Source organism: Streptomyces sp. TP-A0356 (genome assembly GCF_001417775.1).
Lineage (GTDB): Bacteria > Actinomycetota > Actinomycetes > Streptomycetales > Streptomycetaceae > Streptomyces.
Genome location: NZ_BBZJ01000017.1, coordinates 180,444 through 203,895, shown reverse-complemented (window position 1 = coordinate 203,895; position 23,452 = coordinate 180,444). Strand labels below are relative to the sequence as shown.

Annotated in this window: 31 protein-coding genes and 1 pseudogene; 17 read left to right on the top strand and 15 right to left on the bottom strand. The window is 70.1% G+C overall.

The window, feature by feature from the left end; all coding sequences use genetic code 11:
• Positions 1-190: 190 nt before the first annotated feature.
• The 14 genes and pseudogenes from istA (at position 191) to ASC56_RS13975 (ending at position 8,875) form a co-directional block, all read left to right on the top strand.
• A pseudogene (gene istA, locus ASC56_RS14030) lies at positions 191-1,824 on the top strand (IS21 family transposase).
• Complete coding sequence (gene istB, locus ASC56_RS14025) at positions 1,821-2,633, top strand: IS21-like element helper ATPase IstB (protein ID WP_055491700.1); 813 nt, start codon at positions 1,821-1,823, stop codon at positions 2,631-2,633. The pseudogene istA and the gene istB overlap by 4 nt, the downstream one beginning before the upstream one ends.
• Positions 2,634-3,119: 486 nt before the next feature.
• Entirely contained in the window at positions 3,120-3,497 is a 378-nt protein-coding gene (locus tag ASC56_RS14020) for a hypothetical protein (protein ID WP_055491699.1), read from the top strand.
• 93 nt (positions 3,498-3,590) lie between these two features.
• A complete protein-coding gene (locus ASC56_RS39655; protein ID WP_159039650.1) occupies positions 3,591-3,821 on the top strand; it encodes a hypothetical protein in 231 nt (76 codons plus the stop codon).
• On the top strand, positions 3,818-4,018 hold the full coding sequence (locus ASC56_RS40600; RefSeq protein WP_159039649.1) for a hypothetical protein: 201 nt from the start codon (positions 3,818-3,820) through the stop codon (positions 4,016-4,018). Before ASC56_RS39655 ends, ASC56_RS40600 begins: the two co-directional genes overlap by 4 nt.
• 130 nt (positions 4,019-4,148) lie before the next feature.
• On the top strand, positions 4,149-4,673 hold the full coding sequence (locus tag ASC56_RS14015) for a helix-turn-helix domain-containing protein (protein ID WP_055491698.1): 525 nt from the start codon (positions 4,149-4,151) through the stop codon (positions 4,671-4,673).
• Positions 4,670-4,927, top strand: a complete 258-nt coding sequence (locus tag ASC56_RS14010; protein WP_055491697.1) for a hypothetical protein — start codon at positions 4,670-4,672, stop codon at positions 4,925-4,927. Before ASC56_RS14015 ends, ASC56_RS14010 begins: the two co-directional genes overlap by 4 nt.
• Positions 4,917-5,435 (top strand): hypothetical protein, encoded by a 519-nt coding sequence (locus ASC56_RS14005; RefSeq protein ID WP_055491696.1) that lies wholly within the window; start codon positions 4,917-4,919, stop codon positions 5,433-5,435. Before ASC56_RS14010 ends, ASC56_RS14005 begins: the two co-directional genes overlap by 11 nt.
• Complete coding sequence (locus ASC56_RS14000; protein ID WP_055491695.1) at positions 5,432-5,671, top strand: hypothetical protein; 240 nt, start codon at positions 5,432-5,434, stop codon at positions 5,669-5,671. The genes ASC56_RS14005 and ASC56_RS14000 overlap by 4 nt, the downstream gene beginning before the upstream one ends.
• Positions 5,671-6,054 carry a helix-turn-helix domain-containing protein gene (locus ASC56_RS13995; RefSeq protein WP_055491694.1) on the top strand — a complete coding sequence of 128 codons (384 nt, stop codon included), beginning with the start codon at positions 5,671-5,673 and terminating at the stop codon, positions 6,052-6,054. The genes ASC56_RS14000 and ASC56_RS13995 overlap by 1 nt, the downstream gene beginning before the upstream one ends.
• Positions 6,036-6,767, top strand: a complete 732-nt coding sequence (locus ASC56_RS13990) for a hypothetical protein (RefSeq protein WP_159039648.1) — start codon at positions 6,036-6,038, stop codon at positions 6,765-6,767. Before ASC56_RS13995 ends, ASC56_RS13990 begins: the two co-directional genes overlap by 19 nt.
• Positions 6,764-7,240, top strand: a complete 477-nt coding sequence (locus ASC56_RS13985; RefSeq protein WP_159039647.1) for a hypothetical protein — start codon at positions 6,764-6,766, stop codon at positions 7,238-7,240. Before ASC56_RS13990 ends, ASC56_RS13985 begins: the two co-directional genes overlap by 4 nt.
• Positions 7,241-7,485: 245 nt before the next feature.
• A complete protein-coding gene (locus tag ASC56_RS13980) occupies positions 7,486-8,019 on the top strand; it encodes a hypothetical protein (RefSeq protein ID WP_055491691.1) in 534 nt (177 codons plus the stop codon).
• Between the two features lie 343 nt (positions 8,020-8,362).
• Positions 8,363-8,875, top strand: coding sequence for a hypothetical protein (locus tag ASC56_RS13975; protein ID WP_055491690.1), 513 nt, complete (start codon positions 8,363-8,365; stop codon positions 8,873-8,875).
• A gap of 168 nt (positions 8,876-9,043) precedes the next feature.
• On the opposite strand, the gene ASC56_RS13970 is transcribed toward ASC56_RS13975, so the two are convergent.
• The 4 genes from ASC56_RS13970 to ASC56_RS13960 all read right to left on the bottom strand — a co-directional run bounded on the left by ASC56_RS13970 (position 9,044) and on the right by ASC56_RS13960 (position 11,040).
• Positions 9,044-9,400, bottom strand: a complete 357-nt coding sequence (locus ASC56_RS13970) for a hypothetical protein (RefSeq protein ID WP_055491689.1) — start codon at positions 9,398-9,400, stop codon at positions 9,044-9,046.
• Between the two features lie 536 nt (positions 9,401-9,936).
• Entirely contained in the window at positions 9,937-10,065 is a 129-nt protein-coding gene (locus ASC56_RS42790; RefSeq protein WP_267887626.1) for a hypothetical protein, read from the bottom strand.
• Positions 10,066-10,082: 17 nt separating this feature from the next.
• Entirely contained in the window at positions 10,083-10,544 is a 462-nt protein-coding gene (locus ASC56_RS13965) for a hypothetical protein (RefSeq protein ID WP_055491688.1), read from the bottom strand.
• Positions 10,545-10,710: 166 nt separating this feature from the next.
• Complete coding sequence (locus ASC56_RS13960; protein ID WP_055491687.1) at positions 10,711-11,040, bottom strand: DUF6415 family natural product biosynthesis protein; 330 nt, start codon at positions 11,038-11,040, stop codon at positions 10,711-10,713.
• Between the two features lie 203 nt (positions 11,041-11,243).
• Here ASC56_RS13960 and ASC56_RS13955 point away from each other — a divergent pair, with 203 nt between their 5' ends.
• Complete coding sequence (locus ASC56_RS13955) at positions 11,244-12,491, top strand: helix-turn-helix transcriptional regulator (RefSeq protein ID WP_234376955.1); 1,248 nt, start codon at positions 11,244-11,246, stop codon at positions 12,489-12,491.
• Between the two features lie 122 nt (positions 12,492-12,613).
• On the opposite strand, the gene ASC56_RS13950 is transcribed toward ASC56_RS13955, so the two are convergent.
• The 9 genes from ASC56_RS13950 to ASC56_RS13925 all read right to left on the bottom strand — a co-directional run bounded on the left by ASC56_RS13950 (position 12,614) and on the right by ASC56_RS13925 (position 18,158).
• Positions 12,614-14,815, bottom strand: a complete 2,202-nt coding sequence (locus tag ASC56_RS13950) for an FtsK/SpoIIIE domain-containing protein (protein ID WP_055491686.1) — start codon at positions 14,813-14,815, stop codon at positions 12,614-12,616.
• An 86-nt stretch (positions 14,816-14,901) separates the two neighbouring features.
• Entirely contained in the window at positions 14,902-15,072 is a 171-nt protein-coding gene (locus ASC56_RS40595; RefSeq protein WP_159039646.1) for a DUF6257 family protein, read from the bottom strand.
• A 14-nt stretch (positions 15,073-15,086) separates the two neighbouring features.
• A complete protein-coding gene (locus ASC56_RS13945) occupies positions 15,087-15,272 on the bottom strand; it encodes a hypothetical protein (RefSeq protein ID WP_055491685.1) in 186 nt (61 codons plus the stop codon).
• 21 nt (positions 15,273-15,293) lie between these two features.
• Entirely contained in the window at positions 15,294-15,641 is a 348-nt protein-coding gene (locus tag ASC56_RS13940; protein WP_055491684.1) for a hypothetical protein, read from the bottom strand.
• Positions 15,638-15,811 carry a hypothetical protein gene (locus ASC56_RS41180; protein ID WP_199835984.1) on the bottom strand — a complete coding sequence of 58 codons (174 nt, stop codon included), beginning with the start codon at positions 15,809-15,811 and terminating at the stop codon, positions 15,638-15,640. The genes ASC56_RS13940 and ASC56_RS41180 overlap by 4 nt, the downstream gene beginning before the upstream one ends.
• Positions 15,808-16,920: a hypothetical protein gene (locus ASC56_RS37935; protein WP_234376954.1), complete on the bottom strand. Its 1,113-nt coding sequence runs from the start codon at positions 16,918-16,920 to the stop codon at positions 15,808-15,810. The genes ASC56_RS41180 and ASC56_RS37935 overlap by 4 nt, the downstream gene beginning before the upstream one ends.
• A gap of 155 nt (positions 16,921-17,075) precedes the next feature.
• Positions 17,076-17,246 carry a hypothetical protein gene (locus ASC56_RS40590; RefSeq protein ID WP_159039645.1) on the bottom strand — a complete coding sequence of 57 codons (171 nt, stop codon included), beginning with the start codon at positions 17,244-17,246 and terminating at the stop codon, positions 17,076-17,078.
• Positions 17,236-17,685, bottom strand: coding sequence for a hypothetical protein (locus ASC56_RS13930; RefSeq protein ID WP_159039644.1), 450 nt, complete (start codon positions 17,683-17,685; stop codon positions 17,236-17,238). The genes ASC56_RS40590 and ASC56_RS13930 overlap by 11 nt, the downstream gene beginning before the upstream one ends.
• 14 nt (positions 17,686-17,699) lie before the next feature.
• Positions 17,700-18,158 (bottom strand): hypothetical protein, encoded by a 459-nt coding sequence (locus tag ASC56_RS13925; protein WP_055491925.1) that lies wholly within the window; start codon positions 18,156-18,158, stop codon positions 17,700-17,702.
• 229 nt (positions 18,159-18,387) lie between these two features.
• Between ASC56_RS13925 and ASC56_RS13920 the strand changes: the two genes are divergently transcribed.
• Positions 18,388-18,606, top strand: a complete 219-nt coding sequence (locus tag ASC56_RS13920; RefSeq protein WP_055491682.1) for a hypothetical protein — start codon at positions 18,388-18,390, stop codon at positions 18,604-18,606.
• 83 nt (positions 18,607-18,689) lie between these two features.
• Here ASC56_RS13920 and ASC56_RS13915 read toward each other — a convergent pair whose 3' ends face one another.
• Positions 18,690-19,340, bottom strand: coding sequence for an MBL fold metallo-hydrolase (locus ASC56_RS13915; protein ID WP_055491681.1), 651 nt, complete (start codon positions 19,338-19,340; stop codon positions 18,690-18,692).
• A gap of 162 nt (positions 19,341-19,502) precedes the next feature.
• Positions 19,503-20,189, bottom strand: a complete 687-nt coding sequence (locus ASC56_RS13910) for a maleylpyruvate isomerase family mycothiol-dependent enzyme (RefSeq protein ID WP_055491680.1) — start codon at positions 20,187-20,189, stop codon at positions 19,503-19,505.
• A 223-nt stretch (positions 20,190-20,412) separates the two neighbouring features.
• On the opposite strand from ASC56_RS13910, the gene uvrA reads away from it, so the two are divergent.
• Positions 20,413-23,451: an excinuclease ABC subunit UvrA gene (uvrA, locus tag ASC56_RS13905; RefSeq protein ID WP_055491679.1), complete on the top strand. Its 3,039-nt coding sequence runs from the start codon at positions 20,413-20,415 to the stop codon at positions 23,449-23,451.
• Position 23,452: the final 1 nt, after the last annotated feature.

Genomic DNA, 23,452 nt, shown 5'->3' with positions numbered 1-23,452 from the left:
ACGGGCGCTGCCCGAACGGCTGTGACTCGTTCCGGCTTGAGCGGTCGCGGCCGGACATCGGGATCCGACGACGTGCCCTCTTTGGAGTGAATGCGCTGCTCCGTCCGCCCGACGACGGCAGGGTTTGTGCGTCGATCACGGTCATGTCGGAGGCCGTGTTGCTTGATCACGGTCATGTCGGGAGGCCGGGATGGGTTTGTCGCGGACAGAGCTGTTCGCTGCGATCCGGAGGGACAAGCGTCTTGATCCGGAACTGTCGCAGCGGGCTCTTGCGGAGAAGTACGGAGTGCATCGCCGGACGGTGAGGCAGGCCCTTTTGTCTGCTGTTCCGCCGCCGCGGAAGAAACCGGCTCCCCGGGCGACGGTCCTGGACCCGGCCAAGCCGTGGATCGACGAGATGTTGCGGGAGGACGCGACCGCGCCGCGAAAGCAGAAGCACACCGCCCGTCGGATCCATCAGCGTCTCGCCCAGGAGTACGACTTCGACCTGGTGTCCTACTCCACGGTCTGCGACTACGTGCTGGCAGGCGCCCGCAAATCGAGGCCGAGGTGCTGGAGGGACGCCGGCATCTGACGGGCATGGTCCCGCAGGTTCACCTGCCCGGTGAGGAAGCCGAGGTCGACTTCGCCGATGTCTGGGTCCGTCTGGCGGGCGAGGTCGTCAAGTGCCACCTGTTCACGCTGCGGCTGTCGTACTCCGGCAAGGCCGTCCACCGCGTCTACGCCTCGCAGGCCCAGGAGTCCTTCATGGAAGGGCACGTCGAGGCGTTCAACGTCCTGGGCGGAGTGCCGACCAGGCACATCCGATACGACAACCTCAAGCCCGCGGTGAACCGCATTTGCACCGGCCGCAGCCGCATCGAGTCCGAGCGGTGGGTGTCTTTCCGGGCCCACTACGGCTTCGACGCCTTCTACTGCATCCCCGGCGAGGACGGCGCCCACGAAAAGGGCGGCGTCGAGCACGAGGGCGGCCGCTTCCGCCGCACCCACCTGGTCCCGGTTCCCGAGGTTGCCACGCTGGAAGAGCTGAACGCGAAGATCACCGAGATCGACGCGGCCGAGGACGAACGGATCCTTGCAGGCAAACTAACCACCGTCGGCTTCAACTTCTACACCGAGGCTGACCAGCTGGCGCCGCTGCCACTGGAGGAGTTTGAGTGCGGCGTCACCCTGACGCCAAAGGTCGACCGCAGCAGCCGGATCACGGTGAGGCAGTGCCACTACTCGGTGCCGGCCCGTTTCATCGGCCAGAACGTGCGGGTGCTGCTGCGGGGCAACGAACTGCTCATCTTCGAACGGCGCAACGTCGTCGCCCGCCACCCGAGGCTGACCCGCCGGGGTGACTTCCGCGACGAACTCGACCACTACCTGGAGATCCTGCTGGTCAAGCCCGGCGCCATGGCCGGATCGACCGCGCTGGTCACCGCCCGGCAGAACGGATCGTTCACCGAGGTCCACGAAGCCTTCTGGGCCGCGGCCCGCGCCGCCCACGGCGACGCGGCCGGAACACGAGCCCTGATCGAGGTCTTGCTGCTGCACCGGCGGATGCCCGCGACCGCGATCGAGCAGGGCATGGCCGCCGCGATCCGGGCGGGCGCGGTCACCGCCGACGTGGTGGCCGTCGAGGCCCGCAGGGCCGCCGCACTGGCCCCGCCACCGCCTGAGGACCTGGACGACGAGTGCGAGCCGCCGCCCTGGGCCGAGCCCAGCGGCGTGGTGTCTCTGACGGCCCGCCGGGCCCAGCTGCCCGAGGACAACCGGCCGCTGCCGACCGTCGCCCACTACGACCAGCTCCTGACACGTCAACCGAAAGGCACCGCATGAGCACGACCGACACCACGGCCACCCAGATCCCTTCGCCCCGCCGAGACATGGGGCCGGAGGAGGCCGTGGATACAGCCATCGACGAAGCCTGCCGGGCCCTGCACCTGCCCACGATCCGCAGCAGGGTCCAGGAGATGGCCGCCGACGCCATGCGGCAGCGGTCCAGCTACAAGGACTTCCTCGCCGACCTGCTGGAAGCCGAGTGCGCCGAACGCGAGGAACGGCGCAAGCAGCGGCTGGTCAGGGACGCCAACTTCCCCCGGCCCAAGCGGCTGGAGGACTTCGACTTCGCCGAGAACCCCAACGTCACCCCCGAACTCGTCGGCACCCTCTCCGACCCTGCCTGGGTCCAGGCCGGACAGCCGCTCTGCCTGATCGGCGACTCCGGAACCGGCAACTCCCACCTGCTGATCGGCATCGGCACGGCCATGGCCGAGGCCGGACTCAAGGTCCGCTACACGACCACCGTCAACCTGGTCAACGAGCTCGCGGAAGCCGCCGACGAGAAGAAGCTGACCCGTCTCATCGCCCGCTACGGCCGCGTCGACCTGCTATGTCTGGACGAGTTCGGTTACCTCGACTTGGACAAGGCTGGCGCCAAGCTTCTGTTCCAGATCTTCACCGAGCGGGAGGAGCGGCGGGCCATCGCCATCGCGTCGAACGCCCCGTTCTCGGAGTGGAAGCAGACCTTCACCGACCCCCGGCTCTGCACGGCGATCGTTGACCGGGTCACCTTCAACGCGCACATCGTCGAGACCGGGACTCAGTCCTACCGATTCGCGCAGACCCAGCGGAAACGCCGTCGCTGACCTGCACCGACAACCGCGGCCAGCCTCCCTCACGGGAGACCGGCCGCAGCCATTTCGGGCCCAGCCGTCAAGTCCCAGTGCCGGCCGCACCATCGCCCGTTCTCGTCCAGCCGCCGCGGTCACCGGGACGTCCGCGGCTTGAGCCGAGCCGGGTCGGCAACCCTCCACGCACCTGTCGGGGATGCGTATGCGGAGGTCCACCGAGGCTTCAAAACTACCGTCAACCCCCCCATCCGGGCCAGCGGAACCACCCGATCGAAGTGGGGCCAAATCACCTTGCTACCGGGGCGTAAATCACACCAATACACGCCCCCTCCACCCCGGCAGTGGAGCCAAAACAACTCCGTGCACTGGAACCCAAACAAGTGCTTACAGACACTGCGCACGGTGCAGCCGCCTGCAGTGGAACGCCATGGGATCACCCCTCTGCGGCGCCTGCCGCAACGCCGCCTGAACCCGCCAACACCACGAAGGAGAACCAGCAGCATGACCGAACGCATCCTCACCCCAGGCCCGCTCACCGCAGCCATCGACGACATTCGCGACCACGGGTACGCCATCGTTCAGACCCGCATCGAGCGCGTCCCGGCCCGCTACCGCAGCACCCAGTGCGCCGGGCCGGACGGATGCTCCCGGCCCGCAACCCTCGTGACCCTTGCCCTGGCTGCGGTCACCGACGAGGGCCCTGACACGACCGGCTTCGGCTTCGCGAGGGACGGCGCCGACGAGATCGTCCGCATCCCGGTCTGCGACGAGCACCGATGCCAGGCGAGCCACGACCTGTACTACGCGCTGACCGGCCGGATGCGGCCGGACGGCATCCGCGCGTTCGACGTGCCCGGCCAGCACATGCAGTGGACCTGAAGACGCCGGCCGGGCCCGCGGATATCGGGCCCGGCCTCCCACCCAGCATCCCCGAAGGGAGCGTCATGACCTATCGCATTGGAGGGGGTCGCCATGACCAGCTCAGTTGAGGCCGCGGTGAAGGCCCGCATAGCCGCAGCGAAGCGGCGGACAGATGACATGCGCCGGCAGCGCGCAGAACTCGCCGCAGCCCGTAAAGCCGGCCTCGCCCGCAGGAACGCGCAGAAGCTTCGCCGCCAGGCGCAGGCGGAGGTTCTCCCGGGATCCCAGGAGAACCCCGACACCGTCACGCCTAGCCGTAACGGCGAGGGTGATGCCGCGTGACCCGCCACGAACTGATGCTCGCCGCCCTCGCCGGCGACCTCGCCCTCGTCGCCCTGGCCAGCGTGCAGGTGGCCGCCGAGTGGCGTTGGCGGCGCCGCTGCGCACGACGCAGTCTCACGGCTGCCACAGACCGCCACACAGCCCCGGAACCCCATCGACCGGAACACCCAGACCACAACCTCACGGCAACCCCATGAAGACCCGCCAGCGCCGCCCCAGAACACACGCCGCGCAACCCGCCACAAGCGCCGCACGCGGAACACCCCCACCGACACTGAACGCGCACGTTCCCGCCCCGTGCTACGCGCGCGAAGAGAGGTGATCGCTTTGCTGTCCGACGAGAAGCGGTTGCGGCTTGCCGAGCTCGCCGAGGCCGGCATGTCGGTGCGGCAGATCGCCGAGGCCCTGAACGTCGCCCCGTCGACGGTGACCCGGAACGCGAAGGTCATGGGTGTGGCCTTCGACCGGTCGGCGACGGAGCGGGCGACGGCCGCCCGTGTCGCCGATGCCAGCGCCCGACGCGCGGAGATGGCCGTGCGGCTGCTGGAGTTGACCAGTGCCGAGCTGGATCGCCTGGCGCGCCCGCACCGGGTGTACGCGTTCGTCGGTGGCCCCTCCCCGCAGTACATGGAGCACGTTCTTCCGCAGCCGGATCCGTCGGCTCGTCTGGCGATCGCGCAGACGGCGGCGACCCTGCTGGACCGGCACGCGCGGCTGGTGGCCATGCAGAGCGACACCAGCACCGACGACGCGCGCAGCATGATTGGCAGGCTTCAGGAAGCCCTCGGGGCGTACTACGAGCAGACGCAGGGCGCGGCCGGCACCGAGGACGCTGCGGGAGGTGCCGAGTGAGACGCGAGGACCTGGCCCGTGCGGTCGCGCTCGTCGGCGCCCGGCTGCGCCGCGATGCCGAGGGCGAGCGGGCTCTGATCGGGTCCTGCTCCTGCGACTGCAGGCCGCTCGTCGATGGGCTGCTGATGGTGGTGGAGCTGTCCGTGTCCCTGATGGCCGACCACGACCAGGTGAGCCGTGAGCAGGCCGCGGAGCGCACCAGGGAGCTGCTGCGGTCCCTGATGGGCACCGAGGGGGCTTCCGATGGGCGGTGAACGTTCAGGGGCGGCGCACGCACGCGCGGGTGGGCAGCGTCCGCTGTCGGATGAGCAGCGGGCGCAGATCATCGCCCTGGCGCAGCAGGAGTTTCCGGTACGGCAGATCGCGGCGGAGGTGGGCTCCTCGACCGGCTCGGTGTCGACGGTGTGCCGGCTTGCCGGGGTGGTCCTGGATCGCCGACAGACGCAGGCCGCCACCCGGGCCCGTCAGGTGGATGCGGCTGCGCGCCGCGCCGAGCTGGCCGAGGAACTCCTCGCGCTGTCCCGGGATGAGCTGGCGCGGCTGCGACGTCCGCACACCGAGTACTGGGGCGTCGGCGGCAGCACGCCGACGGTGCTGTCCCGGACGATGCCGGAGCCGCCGCCAAGGGCGCGCCGGGATCTGATCGGCGGGGCGGTCGCGTTGCTCGACAGGTACATGAGGTTGATCGAAGCGGACCGGGGCCGCTCGGACTACTCGGACGTGGACCGATGGCTTGCCGGGATGACGGGCGGCGAGCAGTGAGCGCCATCGACCCGCCGACGCGGGACGCCCTAGCGGTGATGGCCGCTCAGCTACGCGGCGATGACGTCGCGGTGGCGACGCTGCTCGATGACTGCGATGTGCGGGCCGTGGCCGAGGTCCTCGCCGATTACGCGGCGGAGGCGGTGCGCCTGGCGGGTGGCCGCACGGTCGCTGACGGCGACCTGGCCGAACTGTTGGGGTCGCATCTGCGTCGGATAGCGCGGGAGGCGGGCTGATGCGGGTGGTTGAGGACGAGCCGGGCGGGGTGGTGGTGCCGCTGGAGCTGGCTGGGCTGGTCGCTGTCCTGCTCGGCTACGGCCTCGACGTGTTCGAGGCCCGCAACGGCGGTCTGCCGGCTCTTCCTGGGCTGCGGCTGCTGCGGGCGCAGCTGTCCGCCGCTAGCGGAACCCGTGGGCGCAGGGTGGTTCCGCCAGTCCAGCCGGCCGTCACGTATCTGACGTCTGGTGAGGCAGCGAAGGTGATGGGCCTGTCAGCTCGGCGGGTTCGGGAGCTCGCCGCGGACGGGGTTCTGCGCTCCCGCAAGAGCGGCCGTGACTGGCAGATCGAAGCGGACAGCGCCTACGACAGGAGACGACGGCGATGGCAGGAAGCAGCGTGAAGGACCCCGAGGCGGCCGTACAGCAGGCCACCGTCGAGGTGAGGCAGGCTGAGGCGCGGCTGGCGTCCGGGGACCGGAGCGTGACCGCGGAGGCGCTTCACAAGCTGCGGGACAAGTTCCGGCACGCGACCCTGTCCGCCCAGGGCGCGCAGGCCCGTGCCGAGCAGGATCGGCAGAAGGCCCGCCTCGACTACCTCGCCGAGGTCGGCGCCGGCGTCGACCGGCTCGCCGCGGACGACACCGCGGGGACGATCCGCGCGGCCCTGCAGGACGCCGCGAAGGCCATCGCGCGGGTACGGGAGATGGCCGCAGCCCACGACGGGCGGGTGGCGGATCTGATCGCCGCCGCCGCTGAATTCGGCGTCGAGCCGCTTGCCCCCGGCGGGCCGCGGCGTACCTCGGCGCAAGTGGCGGTCGACCGGGAGTCGATCATCCACAAGGATCAGCGGGTGACGCCCGTCCGGCAGCAGGTCGAACTCGCGCTCGGCCTGGTGCTCCGCGGCGACCTCGAGGCCGCCGCGGCGGAGGTGCGGCCGGTGGTGCCGCTGCGGGCCGTCGAGCGGCCGGAGCGTCTGCTCCGGGGCCGTGGCGGCGCGCTCGTGCCGCTGTACAAGGACCCGAACACGCACCAGCTGGCGCTACTGCGGTCGGGGGACCTGCTCGAGCTCGGTCAGCGCGACATCGATCTGTGGCTGGCGGGTGAGCTTCAGTGAGCACAGACAGGCCGGTACCGGCGGCAGCGGAGTTGGCCGTGCATCTGGCGGCGACGGAGCAGGGCGCGGACGCTGCGGCGCTGCTCGACTCGCGGGACCTGATGCAGCGGGTTGCCGCGCTCGGCCCGGACACGTCGGGCTATCTGGGCAGGGTCACCGAGGCGGTCCGGGAGGCCGTCCAGACCAACGCCGCCTACCGGCTTGCCGGCGAGCAGCCGCAGCCGCAGCCGCCGACGAACGGCCAGGAGACCCCCACACAGCCTCAGGAGCAGGCGCCGGGCGCGCCGCGCACCTACAACGACCTGCTCGCGTATCGGGCCAGCGGCCGGGCGCTGCTGACTCGGGACTACGCGGGCGAGATCACCGCTCAGGACGTACAGGACGCCGATCCGCGGGTGGTCGGCGAGTGGGCCACGACAGGCAGGCTGGCCCACCTCGATATCGCCGCCCAGAAGCGGCGGGGCCGCCGCTGAGACCTCAAGCCCCCGCTGGTGTGCGGTTTGACATGGGCCGCGCTCCTGACTCCAGCGGGATTGCACGGCCCAGGGGTGGGACCGTGCAGCGCCCCGCCTCCCCGGAACCCTCCGAGCCGGGTAGGCGGGGCGTACTGCGTTGCAGGCGCCATGACCGCTCGTCACGTTCTGGCAACGGTGTGCGCCCGATGCCTTCACGGCTGTCACAGTGTCTGCACCAAATCGCGCCACTTCTGGGGGGAATCGTGCGCCGCACCGTCTCGGCTGTCGTCCTGCTCGCCTGCCTGCCTGTCACTGCCTGCGCCGCCACAACGGCCTCCCGGGCAACTCCGGCCGTCACCGTGACGCGCACCGTGCCGTCCTCGGCGTCGCCCAGCCCGACGCCCGCAACCGCCAGCCCCACGCCGTCGTCGCTGGCACCGGCTACGACGGCCGCCGCGGTCCGCACGGCGGCCCCGGCTCCGCCTCCCGCCAGGCCGCAGCTGTCCAACGCCTCGGCGGTGGTCTCGCAGTACTACCAGGACATCACCGATCACGACTACAGGGCCGCGTGGGCGCTCGGCGGCTCCAACATCGCGGGTACCACTTACGGCCGGTGGGTGTCCGGGTTCGCCACGACCGAGAGCATCACCCTGGGCACCGTCAGCGGTTTCGGGGCGTCTCGTGTCCACGCCGTGCTGTACGCCACCCAGACCGACGGCACGGTCAAGACGTATGAGGGCACGTACACCGTCGCCGATGGCGTGCTCGTCGGCGCCTCGATCCGTCAGAGCTACTGACGTCGGGCGCCCGTCCCGTCAGAAGCCGCCGAGGGTGAGGCCCATCTCCCGCTTGAGAGCCGCCATCTGCTCCGCATTGGGGTATTGCGTCCCAGTCCGCTAGCGGACGCTCACCGCGCGGGGCCAGCGGAGGGCAGCCGAAACCGCGAACACAGAAGACGTGCGAACCGGATCGGGGCTCGACCAGATGCTTAACGGTGGCTGGGCGCAACAACGTGTATGCAGCAAATTCTTCTCGAGGGGTATTGCGCCTGGTCACCGCGGTGCGGCAACATCAGCGCGCATTCTGCACACAGCTGCCACTGTGGCCGCACACAATCACCACACTGCCCAGGGGGGCCTCGTGCGTCGCTTCGTCCTGCCCATCGCCGCCGCCGTACTGCTGCTGACCACCGCCTGCAACAACGGGAAAGCAACGCCTACCGTCGACGGCAGCGTCCCGATCGGGAAGCCGGCTGCATCCAAGCTGGACGCCACCAGCGCGTTCAAGCAGTTGTCCGCCGCGGTGCCCACGGCGAAGCTCTCCGGCACCGTCACCGCGGACAACGACCCGAACCACCTGCTCGGCCGCCCGAACCAGTACACGTCGAAAATCACGTTCACGGACTCGCGGATCAAGGCGAGCGACGTGCAGTTCACGAAGCCGGGCGACGTCGACCGCGGCGGCGCCATCGAAGTCTTCACCGACCCGACAGACGCTGCCGCCCGCGCCAAGTACATCCAGGCCGTCACCAAGTCGATGCCCGCGCTCGCCGAGTACGACTACGTGCACGGGACGGTGCTCGTGCGGGTGTCGCACTACCTGACTCCGGCACAGGCCGCCGCGTACAAGGCGGCGGCAGACGGACTCAGCTGACAGCTCCTCGACGAGGCCGGTTATGCTCCTGCCGTCCCGCCGAGAGGGTGCTCGGGACTGCCGGGGCCTCCGATAGGCCCCGGCTCAGTCACGACAAGGCTGCGACGGACCTGCGTGGTGCAGAGGGCCACGCAGGTTACGCCACGGCTGGCCTACACCAGCGACCGACTACAGGGCGTAGCAGTCCGCGTAATTGGGCGTGCCACCAGGCACAATACGGCAGGAGACATACGACTCAAGGGTGCGGCCGTTGTGGCGGCCGACCCCGTGGACGGTCACGGATCCTCGCCACCACCAGTTGGGAACGCGCGTCCAGGCGTTGGGTGTCGCAATCCAGCCCGTTTCCACGTAATTGCCGTACTGGTTGATGCCCGACACCTGGATGTCGTCGGCGTAGTTCGTGTGAACCGTTACCTGTAGTTCCCCCGCCGCGGATGCGGTGGTCGGCACAGCCATGGCAGCCGCACTGAATCCGATCAGGGAGGCACCAACCGCGAGCCCCCGCTTAAAAGCGCCCCGTTTCATCCGGAATCTCCTTCTCCTCGGTGGTTCTAGTCACTGACGTGGCCGCTCGTGCTGCCGGCGTCACCTCGCGCCAGCGGAAGCGGACCGCGCCGCGCAGGGATCTCGTGGTCACTGGGATCCCGAACCCAAGACCAGGCGAGCCTGCCAGTGGAGGACGCGGGTGTCTTGGAGAAATCCGCACGATGCGGTGCGACCGGCTGAATCTCCTCGGTGCACATGTGCTGCACTCGCCCGCGTAGTCTGCGTAGTCGGCTGCACTACGGGGTCGCGATCGGCCGTGACCCTTGGCTGGAACTTGGGGGACGGCGCTGCCCTCTTGGCTCTGGATCCCTACCTAGTTGATGCGATCCGCAACGGCATCGTCATGAGGAAGCCGAGCGCTCCAGAGTCAGCAACTCGCGAGGATCAAACCTTGGATGCGGTTCGGCGGCTTTGACCAGCAGGTTCGCGGGGTGTCGGCACGTCTGCGGCACGCCCGGGGAGACGTGGAACGGCCCCGGCGGGAGGCTGTCCTCCGACCGGGGCCGTCGTGCAGGTCAGGGCTTGCGCGGGATCAGGAATCCGCGTTCTGCCCTGGGTTCCTGCGGGTTGCGGGAGTCCGGTTGTTGCGCGCGTTTCCACGCCGCGACCAGCTGCGCGTACCGCGGGTCAATCCACTCATCCATACGGGCACCTCCAGCGCTCAGACTACGGGCGGCTCGGGCTTCGGCATGGGGCGGATGGTGCATTCCGGAGCGTGCTGGCACTTCGCCGCCACGGACACGAGCGTCTCGTCCGACGGCGGCCCCCACAGTTCCGGGTCCGCGCTCCAGCCGAGTTCCGCGATCTTCTCGCGGGTACGGTCCAGGATCGGCGGGTCGTAGTTCGTGGGGTCCCAGCCCGGGTAGTGGTGGACGAAGGCGCCGCCCAGCCGCTGGCACAGGTCGGCGTACATGGCGGTGTGCAGGATCAGGGCGTGCCAGCCCTCATCCACGATCCGAGACGGGGCCAGGCCGACGCCCGGGTTCTTCGCGCAGGCCGCCACGAACTTCAGCGCCTCGTCGACGATGCGGCCGGCCATCTCCTCACCCATGTCCGGGTTGGCGTCCATGACCGTGCCGCGGCAGCTGGCGAACCGCTCGTCGGTGATGAGCATGCGGGCCATGACAGGGATGGGCTCCGGGTCGGGTCCGGGGTTCGGAGGTACGCTCACGGTGATCTCCGTTCGCTTGAAGCGGTTGGGGATGACCCGCCCGGCCGTGGTTCTTCGCGGGATTCACCGGCCGGGCGGGAGCTCTGTTGGTCGCGCGCCTACACGCTTCGCGCATCGGTCATGCTTGATCGCCGCCCAAGTTCTCCAGGTGGTCGCAGAGGGCGTTCACGGAGCGGGCGAGGCGCTGCGCGTGCGCGATGCCGGCGGGCAAGCCGGGCCCCGGCTCGAGACCCAGGCGCATCCGGGACTCGCCGACGCAGGCCAAAGCACAGGCCCGCGGAACATCGTCTTTCGGCAGGCCGAGCGTGGCCTTCTCCACCTCGGGGATCATCAGCATGATGTTTCCGCGCAGCAGCAGCGTGAGCGTCTCCAGCTCCTCGACGCTGGGCAGTTCGGCGTCCTCGTCGAGCAGGCGGCGGGCGGCGGTGCGCATGGTGGCGATGTCCACCGGAACATGGGCGAACTCTGCCGTTGCGGATGGCGCGGGGGTACGGTGCGGCACGTCGACTCCAACCAGTCGGCCGGCCCCGGGGCCGTTCGCGCGGTCGCCGGGGCGCTGTACGGGCTGTCATCGAATCGCGGGTGACGTGCTGGGGAAGGAGCCCCGAGGGGGGCCAGGAGGGGGCCACACTGGCTGCAGGAGGGGGCCTCGTGGGAGATGACTGCAGACGCCAGTTCGGGCTGTATCTGGCAAGGCTGCGCCGCCACACCGGCAAGTCTCAGCGGCAGTTGGCCGCTCTCCTGTGTGCGCTGTCGGGGACGCAGTCCATCACCCGTAACGAGGTGTCCCGCTGGGAGCGGGGCGGACGCGTGCCGGACACGTGGCTTCCGTTCCTCGCCGCCGCCCTGGCTACGCCTGAGACGCAGTTACGGCAGGCGGTGGCCTACGCCCGCGGTGACCGCCTGGCGCAGCTTCCAGGGGCCGCCGCGACCTTCGCTCAGCTCCTGCCTCCCGGAGACCCGCTCGAGCCGCTACAGGCGCGTACAGGTCGCCGCATCGGCGCGGACACGGTTACCGGCCTGGCGGGTCGAGTGCACGGTCTGCGCCTCGCCGACGACCTTGTGTCGGGTGGAGATCTGATCGTGCCCGCCTTCCGGGAACTGTCCGCGGCCGTGGCCCTGCACCGCGAGTCCACGTACACCGACGGCGTGGGGCGCGGACTGCTGGTGCAGATCGGGGAGCTGGCACAGATCACGGGATGGATCGCGTCGGACGCGGGCCGCCTCGAGGACGCCGAGCGCGCCTACCGGCTCGGTATCTCCGCGGCGCGGCAGGCGGGCGACGGGCCGCTGACGGCGAATCTTGCCGGATCGCTGGCCTACCAGTGGAGCAACACCGGGCGGGAGCAGGACGGTATCGCCCTGGCGCAGGCCGCTGTCGACGAGGCCGGCGAGGACGCCCCGGGCATAACGCGCGCCCTGTTCCTTGACCGGGTGGCGTGGGCGCACACCAGGGCCGGGGAAGCACAGCCAGCGATTCGGGCGCTGGGCGAGGCACACGACGCCCTCACCGACGAGGCCGGCGGCGAGGCGCCGCTCTGGGCGTACTGGGTCAGCCGCGAGGAACTTGAGGTGATGGACGCCCGCGTATTCACAGAGCTGCACCGGCCGCTGCGCGCCGTGCCCCTTCTGACGGACGTCCTGGCCCGCTACGACGCCACGCACGCCCGAGAGTTGGCGCTGTACCGGTCGTGGCTGGCGGTGGCCCTGGCCGACGCCAACGAGCCCGAGCAGGCCGCAGCCGAGGCGCTGCGCGTCATCGAACTGTCCGGCGACCTCACGTCGGACCGGACGGCCGTGCGCACCCGCACGGTCCTCGAGCGGCTGCAGGAGTTCGGCGACGTACCCGAAGTCCGGGCGGTCCTCGTCGACCACGGGCATCTGCTGCTCGCCCCCTGAACGCAGAAAGGCCCCCCGTCCGCAGGTTCGGACGCGGGGCCTCTGTACCCCTCTACGGGCACTACTTTGCAGGTGGGGGCCCTCTACCAAGGTCACTACCGGGGTAGCGGGGGGCCTCTACATCAGGCGCCCTCGGCGGTGTCGCCGGAAGGGGTGTCCGTAGCGGGGTTCGTAGAGGGGGTGGCCTCTACCCGCCGTGCGGCGAGCAGGAGTTCGGCGGGCACGGCCGCCTCGAGGTCGCTCCTGCGGTAGCCGGCGAGGTTCTTTCCGCCGACCTTAACCTGCTTGGTGGTGCGGTCGACGCCCGCGGCCTCGAGTTCGGCGGCCAGGCGCTCGGCGTCCCAGTCGCCGTAGCGGTCCTCGTCGACGTTGACGAGCCGGTCGAGGAGGTCGACGGTGTGCATCCGGTCGGTGTGCCGCATCACGTCGAGGCAGTCCGACAGCACGGGGGCGATCGTCAGGCCCGCAGAGTCGGCCGCGGCGGTGATGTCGCCGGCCGCGTCCCCGGTGAGCTGCCCGTGCTTCACCCGCAGCGCACGGCCGCGCTGGCATAGCTCGGAGAACGCCGGGCCGTCGAGGAAGTCGGCCCGCACCGTCACGAACGACGCCGGGCCCGTGACCAGCACACCCGTGCCCTTGTGCTCCTCTGACAGCACGGACGCGTCGGCGCCCTGTGCAGCCTTACCCTTGCCCAAGATCATGTCCGAGCTGGTCTGGTCGACAACCTGCGTCGAATACCGCAGCGTGATGATCTCCCGCAGCTTGGTCGGGACGCTGTCCGCGTCGGGCCGCTGGGAGGCAAAGTTGCAGATGAACCCGGCCGCGGGCCCGCGCCGTGCGATACGGCACAGGTCATTGATGACCTGCTCGCGGTCGTCCTTCTCCATCGCTGTGAAGTACTCCTGCAACTCGTCGATCGTCACGAAGATGACCGGCACGTTGTACTTCTCGACGATCGCCGGGGTCAGCTTGCCCTCGGGGCAGACGGAGACGGGCAGGCCGCGCAGCAGCACGAACCGGCGCTCCATCTCCGCCAGGAGCTCCTTGAGCATGGCCTTCAGCGCCTCGACGGCGTCATCCTCGGCGCCCATCACGAGCCGGTGCGCGACCGCCTTCATCGGCATCCAGTCGGCGCCGCCCTTGCCGTCGGCGATGTAGTGCCTGACGAAAGGGTCCAGCAGGCCCGCCGCGGTCATGAGCCTTTGGGTGAAGGTTTTGCCGCGCCGGGGCAGGCCCCCGAAGAACAGGGACTGCCACATGACCGGCACGGTGATCCGGGTACCGCGGGCGTCCTGCCCGAACGGCAGCGCCTCCCAGATCGAGAAGCGCTCCATCTTGACCAGCGGCGACGGCACCGGGTCGCCCAGGTACGGGTCATCGTCAGCAATCCACATCGACACCCGCCCGGCGTGCCCGCCACCAGCTGCGCGGACGCGGGCGGCGATGACCTGGATCTCGTCGACGCCGAGCTCGGCGGCGATCGTGGTGCGCTTCGCGAGGACGTCAGCGGCCGTCTTCCCGCCGCCCTTGGGCAGGTCGAAGATGACGGACCAGCCGCGGCCGTGGCGCACCGGGCCCATGACGCAGGTGATGCGCGGTCCTTCGTCGTCGCCCTTGCCCTGCTTCAGCAGGCCCGCGGCGCGCAGAGCGTCGTTGAGCTGCTGGGCGTTCATGTCGACGCGCAGCGGCGGCGTCGGGTTGTCGAGCAGCTTCGCGTCCTCGCCCCGACCGAGGTAGGCCAGGGGCGCGGTCACCGCGGCCGCCATGGCGGCCTGCAGCAGCGGATCGGCCAGCTCCCAGCCGACGGCGGCGCCGGCCACCGCGACGGCGGCCGTACCGAACCGCCAGCGTCGGGCCATGGTGCGCTCGCGGTGCAGTAGCGCGTACCGCACGGCCATCTCGACGTCTTCGGGGCGCTCGCGGACCTGGGCGCGCAACGCCTTCACGGCAGCACTGCGATCGTGCGCGGTGAGGGTGGGCCACAGGCCGCGGGTTGCCCGCCAGGCGCCCTTGGTCGCCAGGTAGGCGAGCCGGAACGCGTACTTGGGGATGCGCAGCGAGTGGTAGCGGGCGTGCCAGACGCACAGGCGGGCCGCGGCGGCGGTGTTGGCCTTCAGAGAGGCCGCCGAGCGGGCCCACACGGGCAGGATCGGCACGTCGGGCACGGTCAGCCAGTCGGCGAGCGCGTTGTCCGGGCGGTCGACGGCCTCGACGGCGGCCTGCGGCTCGACGACGGGCGCGGCCGGCTGCTCGGGCCCGAACTTCAGCAACGACACCCGTGGCTTGTCGTGCCCGTTGACGGCACCGATCAGGGTTTCGGTCATGATGGTCTTCTCCTGTCGTCTGTGAGGCGGTCAGGGGCCCGGGGACGGCGTCTGCTTGGTCGTGGTGCGCCGTCCCCGGGGCGGATCTACTGCTTGCCGTTGGCGGCCCGCTTCCGGGCCCGTTCGCGGATGCGCTCGATGCCGCGGTCGATGTCCGGTTGGTGCTCGATGCCGGCGGCCGCGCGGCGCAGACCCCGCAGCTCCAGGCGGACGATGGCGGCCTTCTCGGCGATGGTCAGCTTCGGGTCGTCGGGCATGGGTCTCCTCCTGGTCAGCGGTGCAGGCCCATGCGGGCGAGGACGGTGCGGACCTTGTCGGGTGACGTCTTCATGCCGGCACTGATCGCGATCCACGTGACGTCGTCGGGGCGGACGCGGCCGTGGTCGCGGTTCATCTGCCGGGCGATGCGGCCGATCCGTGTCTGCCGCTCACGGACGGCACGAGAACGAGCACTCATGGGGGTGGGCTCCTTTGCTGGTCAGCGGGTGTTGAGGTAGTCGCGCCACAGCGAGCGCAGGATCAGGAAGCAGCCCGTGGCACAGGCGCCGCCGATGCCGACAGCGACCGCGGCCACGGCGAACGCCATCGCCAGGAAGCAGGCGACGCAGCCGCCGACGATCGCGAGGCCGCCGAGCGTCAACCACTTCCGCGCGTTGAAGTCCTGGCCGTGGTGGTGCTGACAGCCCTGCTGCTGGAAGGTCTGTTGCTGGGCGGCGGCCGTCTTGGCGAGCTCGACGGCGGCGAGCGCCAGCTGTACGGCGGCCGAGTTGTTCTCCGCCTCCGACACGGCGGCCTCCGCCTTCGCGAGCGGGGTCGGCTCGTTCATGCCGTCCACCTCCTCGACCGGCGCAGGCGGACACCGGCGATCAGGCCGAGGGCGAACGCCACCGGAACCGGCTTCGACAACAGGGCGACCACAACCGCGGCGACCAGCGTGACCAGCGACGGGTACACGATCAGCAGCCCGATCAGGGCACCGAACAGGAGCCACCTCATGACCGCACCCCCGGCACGATCTCCCGCCGCAGCTCGGTCGCCTCACGGCGCGACAAGCCGAGTTCGTCCTGCAGGGTCTTGATGGTCACCGGGCGACTGGTCTCGGCGAGCGCCTGCCGGTTGAGTCGGCGCGCCTGCCGCCGCAACTCCACCGGGGTCAGCGTGACCGTCTCCGTGATGACCTGCCGCGGCACTTCCGCAGCGACGGCAGTGGTCACCTTGGCGGGCCACTCGGCCCCCTCCACGTCCTCCCAGCGAAACGGAACGGCAGCCAGCTCCCCCACGGGCGGGATGACCACCTCGAGCGCCGCCGGGACGGCGGGCGGCTGGTCGTCGTCGGCCCGCTCGACGGTCACCTCGCCCGGCTCGACGGCCGCAGGCTCGGTGACCGGCTCACTGTTCCGGTCATCCTCTCCGCCGCCGGCCGCGGGCAACTCCAGCCCGGCGGTCACGCCGAACATGTCGGCCAGGGCGGCGTCGGCTCCGTCGCACAGACGGTCGCGCTGCACCTCCACCAGACGCGCGCCCAGCTCCGCATCTCCGACGCCGACCCGCTTCGCGAGTCGCCACGACGCCCGCTCTGAGCGCCAGCGGGCGCCCTTGCTCGGGTGGTTCGCGGCACGGGCCCGGTGGTAGGCGAGCCGCTGAACCGTCTCCGCGTTCCGCCGCTGCGCCTCCATGTCGACGCCCGTGCGGTGCACGACGATGCGGCGGGCCAGCAAACCGAGGCCCTCGGCGCTCACGGTCATCGCCAAGGGGGTGACGGCGAAGATGACAGCGTCCGTCGGATGCGGGGCGACGATCGCCCCTGTGATGGACGCGGACGCCGGCAGCAGCCACAGCCCGAGGCGGACAGGCGCCGGGGCGGTCTGCCCGAGCATCGTGAGGCCGACCAGGACGAGGGCCAGGACGAGGGTGGCGCCCTCGCCGGCGGCGACGACACCCAGCGCGGTCGCCGACCGGTGGAAGACGGACGTGATGTTGCTGTACGTGCCGACGGCACCGGCCACGCCCCCTCCGATCATCGGGAGCGTGGCGGCGGCCAGGATCCAGGCCTGGCCCCTGGTAAGCCGGGCACGGGGCCCGGTGGTCATGTCGTTGGTGTTCATCGTTCGCCCAACTCCTTTGGGGCGGCGGCCCGCACCACCAGGTGCGCGGCAAGACAGATGCCCTCTCGGTCCCGCTGGTCGACGGCATCGATCAGCGCGGCCAGCAAGGCGGGGACGGGCGGCGGCGGCCCCGTACAGGGGGTGTCGTGGCTCGGTCACCGGTCCGCCTTCCGCACGTGCAGGTCGCTGCAGCGGTCCCGCCAGTCGAGGTGGATCGGGCGCTCCGGCTCCGGCACGGACCAGGCGGTCTCGCGGTGGATGGCGCGCAGCAGATCGTCGGAGAACTCGACGGCATACCCGGGATGGCCTCGGTCATCACGCCGCACGCTCCCGGCCGGCGATGAACGCGGAAACGGTCTGCAGCCGCTCGATGGGGCCCTGTTCCTGAGGGACGATCACGTAACCGTGGCCGCCGGGGGTCTCCATGACCCAGCAGGCCAGCCGGTCGGCGAGGTCGTCGTTGACGTCCGCCAGCTTGTCCAGGGGCGCCTCGATCAGGCTCAGATCATGCTCGGCGAGGATTGCGCGCAGCGTGTCGATAGCCTCGTACTCGTCGGCCAGCCGCTCGAACTCGTCGAGCTTGGCGCGGGCCTCGGCGACCATCCGCCGCAGACGGGCCGGGCAGACCTCGCCGAAGTCGGCCATGTGGTGGTCGGTGCTGGCAACCAGCGACAGCATGCCGGTGTCGGCGTCCATCATCACCTCGGCCTCGAGGACCAGGCTCACGGAACGCTCCGCGGACACGGCGGTGGTCTTGTTCGTCATGTTCAGCACCCCGATCAGACCGTGACGGCCGCGGACGCGGCGGTGTGGGCGGACTCGGACTCGACCTGCTCGACCTTCAGCGACGGCGCGCACGGCTTCATCGGCACGGGGCCGAGGTTGAGCCGCTTGTAGGTGGCGGTGATGGCGGCCAGGTCGGGCGTCTGGCGCGAGGACGGGGTGCGGAAGATCCGGAAGCGGCCGTACAGGCCGGCGGGCAGCCGGTCGAGGACCTTGCGGGCGGCGCGCTTCGACCTGTCGGCGCGGCGGGCCTGGTCCGCGGCACGCTCGAACGCGGCGGCAGCGGCCTCGATCACGTCGGTGTCGGGCATCTCTTCCGGCTCGTACAGGCCGGCCGGGTCCGGGGCCTCCGTCTCCTCGACCGGTGCGGCGAGAGAGCGGACCGCGTCAGCGGCCGACTCGACGAGGGTCCCGATCAGGCCGCGGACCGTGCGGACCCTGCGGGGGGGGGACATGAGAAGGTTGAGCACAGCGGACTCCTGTTGCGTCAGGTTGTTCCGTCAGGCCCCTGAACCGGTGTGTGAGAGCCCGGGTCGGGGGCCGCTTGCGTTGTCGGCTGGTTCCCCTGTCGACAACTCCACTCTAGGGAACATTGTGTTCCATCGTCAAGCGGTTTGACGCTGGACAATGCTGCCAGTCTGCGTAACATCAGGTTCCATGATGACGGATGGAACACTATGTGTCATGGATAAGCGATCACTGACGCAGATGGCCCAGCGCTTCAGAGAAGCGGAGACGCGGGCCGAGATCTTGCGGCAGGAGCTAGCGGCGGCGATCAGGCAGGCGGACGCTGACGGCGTCGCGCAGAAGGACATCTGCGAGGCGACGGGGTACACCCGTCAACAGGTGCGCCGAATCGTGCTGGCGGGAGACTCGGAGGCCGGTGAATCCGGCACGGCCTGATGGCACACAAGGCGGAAGCCCCCAGCCGTGCGGCTGGGGGCTCCTTTGCGATCGCGTGGAATCAGGTGGTGGGGCTGGGCGGTCTACCAGCCGCGCGCCCACCATGCGGCAATGTGCGGCCGTTCATCCCCGAGCGTGGTGTCGTTGCCGTGGCCCGGGTAGATCCAAGTCTCGTCTGGCAGAGTGAAGACCTTCTGTTCGAGCCCGGTCATCAAGCTGCGGAAATCCTCGGGCTGTGTTGTCCGGCCAGGACCGCCAGGGAAGAGGCAGTCCCCGGTGAAGACGTGCGGATGCCCGTGCGGGTCGTCGTAGACGAGGGCGATCGACCCCGGCGTGTGGCCCACCAGATGGCGCGCGGTGAGCTCCACGCGACCCACCCGGATCGTGTCCCCGTCCTCGACCGGGACGTCCGTCGGCACCGGGATGCCCTCGGCGTCGTCCCGGCCCGCGTACGTCCGCGCGCCGGTGGCCGCCACCACCTCGGCGAGCGCCTGCCAGTGGTCCCCGTGCCGATGTGTGGTGACGACGGAGGCGATGCCGTCGTCGCCGATCATGCCGAGCAGGGTGCGCGCGTCGTTGGCCGCGTCGATCAGCAACTGCTCGTCGGTGGCCCGGCAGCGCAGCAGATAGGCGTTGTTGTCCATCGGGCCGACCGCGATCTTGGTGATCATCAGGTCCTGCAGCTCGTGCACGTCGGCAGGGCCGCCGACCTTCACCGCTCCGCTGTACGTCATGGCGGCAGCCTATAGCGGGGACGGGCAGAGAGTCGTCCGTGGCTGAGGCGGCAGGGACGGGCCGAACCTTCCGGCAACGCAGCTGGGCGTACCCCCTGCTCGAAGAGCTTGGGGGGAGTGCCAGCCGCCGTGAGCTGATCGGAACGCACATTGTTCGGAGCTCTAAAGCGGGGGCAGCGTCGGCAGCGGTCCTCCCTCGACCTTCAGGGCGGAACCGTCGCGGCGGCCGCAGAGCCAGCCGAGCAGTTCCGGCGCGGGACCCTGGACGGTGACCTCGGGCTCGGCCGCCTGCCGGCCCGTGCTCCACGCGCGCGTGCCGTCCGTGACACGGGTGGGCGGTACGTCGGGACCTCCTGTGAACCGCGCCGCGAGGAAGTCGATCTCCCGCTCGACGAACTCCGGAGCCAGATCCTCCAGCTCGTACCCGATGCCGAGATCGACGTGGTGCAGCTCGACCTCGATCCACCGCCGGAACGGCAACCGGCCCGCGGTGTCGGTGACCCCGTTGCGCAGCTCGACCGTGCGCGACCAGTCCGCGACTGCGGCCCCCGCCTCCTCGAAGCGGGCCGCGCTCTCGCGCAGGTCGGCGAGGTGCAGGTCCAGCGGACGCGGGGCGTCCCGCTCGATGTCGGCGTCCCGGGCCTGCGCGGAGACGTACATGGGGCGCCCCTGCAGCACGTTCACGAGCGCGTCCGCGTTGCGGGCGAGGTGGGCGAGGACATGGCCGCGGCTCCAGCCGGGCAGCCGTGACGGCTCGGCCACGGCGGCGTTGTGCAGTGCGGCGGATGCGGTGAGGAGTCGGTCGGTCGCGTCACGTACAGACGCCAGGTCGCGCGCGTGATCCGTCATGAGGCCGACCCTAGCCGCACCACTCCTTCGGGTGAAGGAGGTGAACCGGGCCCGCTAATCGAATGCGCGTGCTATATGGTCGAGTGCGGCGTCGGGCATGCTGGATGGGCGGGGATTGTTATGAACCCTGGAATCCGACCGGCGTTGTCAGTGGCTCCCCCTAGTCTGAGAAAGCACAGGGGCCCCGCCCCTGTCGCTTCTCTCAAGAAAGGTGCGGACCGGCGTGGCCGACCGTCTCATCGTCCGTGGCGCGCGCGAGCACAACCTGAAGAATGTCTCGCTCGACCTGCCGCGCGACTCGCTCATCGTCTTCACGGGCCTGTCGGGGTCGGGCAAGTCCTCGCTGGCCTTCGACACGATCTTCGCCGAGGGCCAGCGGCGTTACGTGGAGTCGCTGTCCTCGTACGCTCGGCAGTTCCTCGGTCAGATGGACAAGCCGGACGTCGACTTCATCGAGGGCCTCTCGCCGGCGGTCTCGATCGACCAGAAGTCGACCTCGCGCAACCCGCGCTCGACGGTCGGCACGATCACCGAGGTCTATGACTACCTGCGTCTGCTCTTCGCGCGCATCGGCAAGCCGCACTGTCCCGAGTGCGGCCGCCCGATCTCGCGCCAGTCGCCGCAGGCCATCGTCGACAAGGTACTGGAGCTGCCGGAGGGGAGCCGGTTCCAGGTGCTCTCGCCACTGGTGCGCGAGCGCAAGGGAGAGTTCGTCGACCTCTTCGCCGATCTCCAGACCAAGGGTTACAGCCGCGCGCGCGTGGACGGCGAGACGATCCAGCTCTCGAACCCGCCCACGCTGAAGAAGCAGGAGAAGCACACCATCGAGGTGGTCGTCGACCGCCTCACGGTGAAGGACTCCGCCAAGCGCCGTCTGACCGACTCCGTGGAGACCGCGCTCGGTCTCTCCGGCGGCATGATCGTGCTCGACTTCGTCGACCTCCCCGAGGACGACCCCGAGCGCGAGCGCATGTACTCGGAGCACCTGTACTGCCCGTACGACGACCTGTCCTTCGAGGAGCTGGAACCCCGCTCCTTCTCCTTCAACTCGCCCTTCGGCGCCTGCCCCGAGTGCACCGGCATCGGCACGCGCATGGAGGTCGACCCCGAGCTGATCGTCCCGGACGAGGAGAAGACCCTCGACGAGGGCGCCATCCACCCCTGGTCGCACGGACACACCAAGGACTACTTCGGCCGCCTGATCGGCGCCCTCGCGGACGCGCTCGGCTTCCGGACCGACATCCCCTTCGCGGGCCTGCCGCAGCGCGCCAAGAAGGCCCTGCTCTACGGCCACAAGACGCAGATCGAGGTCCGCTACCGCAACCGGTACGGACGCGAGCGCGTGTACACGACGCCTTTCGAAGGCGCCGTCCCCTTCGTGAAGCGCCGGCACAGCGAGGCCGAGAGCGACGCCAGCCGTGAGCGCTTCGAGGGCTACATGCGCGAGGTGCCCTGCCCCACCTGTGAGGGCACCCGCCTCAAGCCGGTCGTCCTCGCCGTCACGATCATGGACAAGTCGATCGCCGAGATCTCCGCGATGTCGATCAGCGACTGCGCGGACTTCCTGCGGGAGCTGAAGCTCGACGACCGCGACAAGAAGATCGCCGAGCGCGTCCTGAAGGAGGTCAACGAACGGCTGCGGTTCCTGGTCGACGTCGGCCTGGACTACCTGTCGCTGAACCGCGCGGCGGGCACGCTGTCCGGTGGTGAGGCCCAGCGCATCCGTCTGGCCACCCAGATCGGCTCCGGACTCGTCGGCGTCCTGTACGTGCTCGACGAGCCGTCCATCGGCCTGCACCAGCGGGACAACCACCGGCTGATCGAGACCCTGGTCCGGCTGCGGGACATGGGGAACACGCTCATCGTCGTCGAGCACGACGAGGACACCATCAAGGTCGCCGACTGGATCGTCGACATCGGCCCCGGCGCCGGCGAGCACGGCGGCAAGGTCGTGCACAGCGGCTCCCTGAAGGAGCTGCTGGCCAACGCCGAGTCGCAGACCGGCCAGTACCTGTCGGGCAAGAAGTCGATCCCGCTGCCCGACATCCGGCGCCCGCGGGACCCGTCCCGGCAGCTCACGGTGCACGGCGCCCGGGAGAACAACCTCCAGGACATCGACGTGTCGTTCCCGCTGGGCGTGTTCACGGCCGTCACGGGCGTGTCCGGCTCCGGCAAGTCGACGCTGGTCAACGACATCCTGTACACGCACCTGGCCCGCGAACTGAACGGCGCGAGGAACGTGCCCGGGCGGCACACGCGCGTGGACGGCGACGACCTCGTCGACAAGGTCGTGCACGTCGACCAGTCGCCCATCGGCCGCACCCCGCGGTCGAACCCGGCGACGTACACCGGTGTCTTCGACCACATCCGCAAGCTGTTCGCCGAGACCACCGAGGCGAAGGTCCGCGGCTATCAGCCCGGCCGCTTCTCCTTCAACGTCAAGGGCGGCCGCTGTGAGAACTGCGCGGGCGACGGCACCATCAAGATCGAGATGAACTTCCTCCCGGACGTGTACGTCCCCTGCGAGGTCTGCCACGGCGCCCGCTACAACCGGGAGACCCTGGAGGTCCACTACAAGGGCAAGTCCATCGCCGAGGTCCTGAACATGCCGATCGAGGAGGCCCTGCACTTCTTCGAGGCCGTCCCGGCGATCGCCCGTCATCTGACGACGCTGCACGACGTCGGCCTCGGCTACGTCCGCCTCGGCCAGTCCGCGACCACCCTGTCCGGCGGTGAGGCCCAGCGCGTGAAGCTCGCCAGCGAGCTGCAGAAGCGGTCCACCGGACGCACGGTCTACGTGCTGGACGAGCCGACCACCGGTCTGCACTTCGAGGACATCAGCAAGCTCCTCAAGGTGCTCGGCGGGCTGGTGGACAAGGGCAACACGGTCATCGTCATCGAGCACAACCTCGACGTCATCAAGACCGCCGACTGGGTCGTCGACATGGGTCCCGAGGGCGGCGCGGGCGGCGGTCTGGTGGTCGCCGAGGGCACGCCCGAGGAGGTCGCCGGGGTCCCGGCGAGCCACACCGGCAAGTTCCTGCGCGAGATCCTCGGCGCCGACCGCATCAGCGACGCGGCGTCGGTGAAGGCCCCGCGCAGGACCGCGGCCAGGAAGACGGCCGCGGCCACGTCCACGGCGAGGAAGACGGCGACGGCCAAGGCCGTGAAGACGGCCAACAACACGGCGACCAAGAAGGCGGCCGGAGCCACGAAGAAGGCGGCACCCGCGAAGAAGACCACGCGGGCGCGCAAGGCCTGAG

Excerpts from the sequence above, each read along its gene's own strand:
- ASC56_RS14020 (WP_055491699.1), top strand. The coding sequence starts at position 3,120 with ATGACCGAACGCATCCTCACCCCAGGCCCGCTCACCGCAGCCATCGAC.
- ASC56_RS13910 (WP_055491680.1), bottom strand. The coding sequence starts at position 20,189 with ATGACGGATCACGCGCGCGACCTGGCGTCTGTACGTGACGCGACCGAC.
- ASC56_RS13995 (WP_055491694.1), top strand. The coding sequence starts at position 5,671 with ATGCGGGTGGTTGAGGACGAGCCGGGCGGGGTGGTGGTGCCGCTGGAG.
- ASC56_RS13925 (WP_055491925.1), bottom strand. The coding sequence starts at position 18,158 with ATGTCCCCCCCCCGCAGGGTCCGCACGGTCCGCGGCCTGATCGGGACC.
- ASC56_RS13945 (WP_055491685.1), bottom strand. The coding sequence starts at position 15,272 with ATGAGTGCTCGTTCTCGTGCCGTCCGTGAGCGGCAGACACGGATCGGC.
- istB (WP_055491700.1), top strand. The coding sequence starts at position 1,821 with ATGAGCACGACCGACACCACGGCCACCCAGATCCCTTCGCCCCGCCGA.
- ASC56_RS13970 (WP_055491689.1), bottom strand. The coding sequence starts at position 9,400 with ATGAAACGGGGCGCTTTTAAGCGGGGGCTCGCGGTTGGTGCCTCCCTG.
- ASC56_RS13990 (WP_159039648.1), top strand. The coding sequence starts at position 6,036 with ATGGCAGGAAGCAGCGTGAAGGACCCCGAGGCGGCCGTACAGCAGGCC.
- ASC56_RS40595 (WP_159039646.1), bottom strand. The coding sequence starts at position 15,072 with ATGCCCGACGACCCGAAGCTGACCATCGCCGAGAAGGCCGCCATCGTC.
- ASC56_RS13940 (WP_055491684.1), bottom strand. The coding sequence starts at position 15,641 with ATGAACGAGCCGACCCCGCTCGCGAAGGCGGAGGCCGCCGTGTCGGAG.
- ASC56_RS13915 (WP_055491681.1), bottom strand. The coding sequence starts at position 19,340 with ATGACGTACAGCGGAGCGGTGAAGGTCGGCGGCCCTGCCGACGTGCAC.
- ASC56_RS13965 (WP_055491688.1), bottom strand. The coding sequence starts at position 10,544 with ATGGCCCGCATGCTCATCACCGACGAGCGGTTCGCCAGCTGCCGCGGC.
- ASC56_RS14005 (WP_055491696.1), top strand. The coding sequence starts at position 4,917 with ATGGGCGGTGAACGTTCAGGGGCGGCGCACGCACGCGCGGGTGGGCAG.
- ASC56_RS13930 (WP_159039644.1), bottom strand. The coding sequence starts at position 17,685 with ATGACGAACAAGACCACCGCCGTGTCCGCGGAGCGTTCCGTGAGCCTG.
- ASC56_RS41180 (WP_199835984.1), bottom strand. The coding sequence starts at position 15,811 with ATGAGGTGGCTCCTGTTCGGTGCCCTGATCGGGCTGCTGATCGTGTAC.
- ASC56_RS13920 (WP_055491682.1), top strand. The coding sequence starts at position 18,388 with ATGGATAAGCGATCACTGACGCAGATGGCCCAGCGCTTCAGAGAAGCG.
- ASC56_RS39655 (WP_159039650.1), top strand. The coding sequence starts at position 3,591 with ATGACCAGCTCAGTTGAGGCCGCGGTGAAGGCCCGCATAGCCGCAGCG.
- ASC56_RS37935 (WP_234376954.1), bottom strand. The coding sequence starts at position 16,920 with ATGAACACCAACGACATGACCACCGGGCCCCGTGCCCGGCTTACCAGG.
- ASC56_RS13950 (WP_055491686.1), bottom strand. The coding sequence starts at position 14,815 with ATGACCGAAACCCTGATCGGTGCCGTCAACGGGCACGACAAGCCACGG.
- ASC56_RS42790 (WP_267887626.1), bottom strand. The coding sequence starts at position 10,065 with ATGGATGAGTGGATTGACCCGCGGTACGCGCAGCTGGTCGCGGCGTGG.